The 3,139-nt window shown below is 51.0% G+C and carries 2 rRNA genes; both read right to left on the bottom strand.

Annotation, left to right across the window (positions count from 1 at the left end):
- Positions 1-2: 2 nt before the first annotated feature.
- Positions 3-114, bottom strand: a 5S ribosomal RNA gene (rrf, locus tag FZF08_RS31370).
- A gap of 151 nt (positions 115-265) precedes the next feature.
- A 23S ribosomal RNA gene (locus tag FZF08_RS31365) occupies positions 266-3,087 on the bottom strand.
- Positions 3,088-3,139: the final 52 nt, after the last annotated feature.

The following is a 3,139-nucleotide window of genomic DNA, read 5'->3' as shown; positions in this document are numbered from 1 at the left end:
TATTGTGGCGGCTACCTACTTTACCAGGTTTGACCCAAGTATCATCGGCGGTTCCGGGCTTAACTTCTCTGTTCGGGATGGGAAGAGGTGAACACCGGGCCAATAGCCACCAACAAGCTCTTTGAGTGTGTACAATGTTTGAATGAGAGAATGATAGAATTTTGAATGTTAATTCGCACATAGCGGATTATTCACTCATTCATTCATTCAAAATTCAACACTGAATTTCATGTCATATTGGAAGCAAAAGAGAATGAGAAAAAAGGTATGCAAGCTGTTGGGTAATTAGTACTGCTCAGCTGAATGTATTTCTACACGTACACCTGCAGCCTATCAACGTCGTAGTCTACAACGACCCTTGTGTGGAAGATTCATCTTCGGGCTAGTTTCGCACTTAGATGCTTTCAGCGCTTATCTATTCCCCACATAGCTACTCGGCCATGCCCCTGGCGGGACAACCGATTCACCAGCGGTGGGTCCACCCCGGTCCTCTCGTACTAAGGGCAGCCCCCGTCAATCTTCCTACGCCCACCACAGATAGGGACCGAACTGTCTCACGACGTTCTGAACCCAGCTCGCGTGCCACTTTAATGAGCGAACAGCTCAACCCTTGGGACCTTCTCCAGCCCCAGGATGTGACGAGCCGACATCGAGGTGCCAAACCTCCCCGTCGATGTGAGCTCTTGGGGGAGATCAGCCTGTTATCCCCGGCGTACCTTTTATCCTTTGAGCGATGGCCCTTCCATACAGAACCACCGGATCACTATACCCTGGTTTCCCACCTGCTCGACCCGTCGGTCTCACAGTCAAGCCTGCTTGTACTATTGCACTCCACACACGGTTACCAAGCGTGTTGAGCAGACCTTTGGAAGCCTCCGTTACACTTTTGGAGGCGACCACCCCAGTCAAACTACCCACCATGCACGGTCCTGCTCATAGAGCAGTTAGATCCCAGGCCAGCGAAGGGTGGTATTTCAACGTTGGCTCCATCACGCCTGGCGACGCAACTTCAAAGCCTCCCACCTATCCTACACATCCCTGACCCGAAAACAATGCAAAGCTATAGTAAAGGTGCACGGGGTCTTTCCGTCCCGTGGCGGGTAAGCGGCATCTTCACCGCTACTACAATTTCACCGAGCTCACGGCCGAGACAGTGCCCAGATCGTTACACCATTCGTGCAGGTCGGAACTTACCCGACAAGGAATTTCGCTACCTTAGGACCGTTATAGTTACGGCCGCCGTTTACTGGGGCTTCGATTCAATGCTTTACCTTGCGGCTGACATCCCCTCTTAACCTTCCAGCACCGGGCAGGTGTCAGGCCCTATACGTCAACTTGCGTTTTGGCAGAGCCCTGTGTTTTTGCTAAACAGTCGCCTGGGCCATTTCTCTGCGGCCTCTCTTGCGAGGAGGCTCCCCTTCTCCCGAAGTTACAGGGTTAATTTGCCGAGTTCCTTAGCCGTGATTCACTCGAGCACCTTAGAATATTCTTCTCGACTACCTGTGTCGGTTTACGGTACGAGCTGCATTCAGCTGATGTTTCAGAAACTTTTCTTGGAAGCTGTTTCGCATGTTCGCTTCGCCCGTAGGCTCCGCTCAACGCACTATTCCGTCAGTACGTACATACCACACTGCTCCGTCATTTCTTCACACTGAACGCAGGGGCAGGAATATTAACCTGCTGTCCATCGGTAATCGCCGTTCGGCTATACCTTAGGCCCCGCCTAACCCTCCGTTGATTAGCATAGCGGAGGAATCCTTAGTCTTTCGGTGTGCGGATTTCTCATCCGCATTATCGTTACTTATGCCTACATTTGCTTTTCTCACCAGTCCAGCCCAGCTTACGCCAAACCTTCACCCCTGTGAGAATGCTCCCCTACCGATCGTAATAAATTACTATCGCATAGCTTCGGTAATATGCTTGATGCCCGTTTATTATCGATGCCCGCCCCGCTCGACCAGTGAGCTGTTACGCACTCTTTAAATGTATAGCTGCTTCCAAGCTAACATCCTGGCTGTCTCTGCAGTCGGACCCCCTTAGTTCAACTTAGCATATATTTTGGGACCTTAGCTGATGCTCTGGGTTGTTCCCCTCTCGGACTGGGACCTTAGCACCCCAGCCCTCACTGCCGTGTATATCATAGCCCATTCGGAGTTTGTCAGAGTTTGGTAGGATTTGACTCCCCCTAGCCCTATCAGTAGCTCTACCTGACCATGACTCAACCACGACGCTGTTCCTAAAAACATTTCGGGGAGTACGAGCTATTTCTCAGTTTGATTGGCCTTTCACCCCTACCCTCAGTTCATCCGAAAACTTTTCAACGTTTACCGGTTCGGTCCTCCACGATGTGTTACCAGCGCTTCAACCTGACCAAGGGTAGATCACCAAGTTTCGCGTCTACAGCCACTGACTAATCGCCCATTTCAGACTCGCTTTCGCTTCGGCTCCTTCATTTAAATGAATTAACCTCGCCAGTGACCGTAACTCGTAGGCTCATTATGCAAAAGGCACGACGTCACCCGTAGGCTCCGTCCGCTTGTAAGCGCATGGTTTCAAGTTCTATTTCACCCCGCTGCTCGCGGTACTTTTCACCTTTCCCTCACGGTACTCGTTCACTATCGGTCTCTCAGGAGTATTTAGCCTTGGCGGATGGTGCCGCCGGATTCGAAGGGGATTTCTCCGGTCCCCACCTACTCAGGATACTCACTCATATAACGCTCTTACCTGTACAGGACTCTCACCGTCTACGGTTGGCTTTCCCACGCCATTCCAGTTCAATTGTTATACACTTGGTGAGTCCTACAACCCCGGTCTGGCCGTAACCAGGCCGGTTTGGGCTCCTGCGCGTTCGCTCGCCACTACTTGCGCAATCATTATTATTTTCTTCTCCTGCGGGTACTTAGATGTTTCAGTTCCCCGCGTTCGCCCCCCGTAGGGTAATACCACTTCATGGTACTGGGTTGCCCCATTCGGAAATCTACGGATCAAGTCATATGTGCTGATCCCCGTAGCTTATCGCAGCTTATCACGTCCTTCTTCGCCTCTGAGAGCCTAGGTATCCTCCATGCGCCCTTAATTCGCTTACATGTTTTTTATCTTATTCTCTTTTGCTTCTCAATATGTCAATGAACTCGTTACC

The sequence above is a fragment of the Dyadobacter sp. 3J3 genome (genome assembly GCF_009801115.1).
Taxonomy (GTDB): Bacteria; Bacteroidota; Bacteroidia; order Cytophagales; family Spirosomataceae; genus Dyadobacter.
The sequence above is the reverse complement of the archived record's forward strand: the minus strand, read 5'-3'. Positions and strand labels throughout refer to the sequence as shown.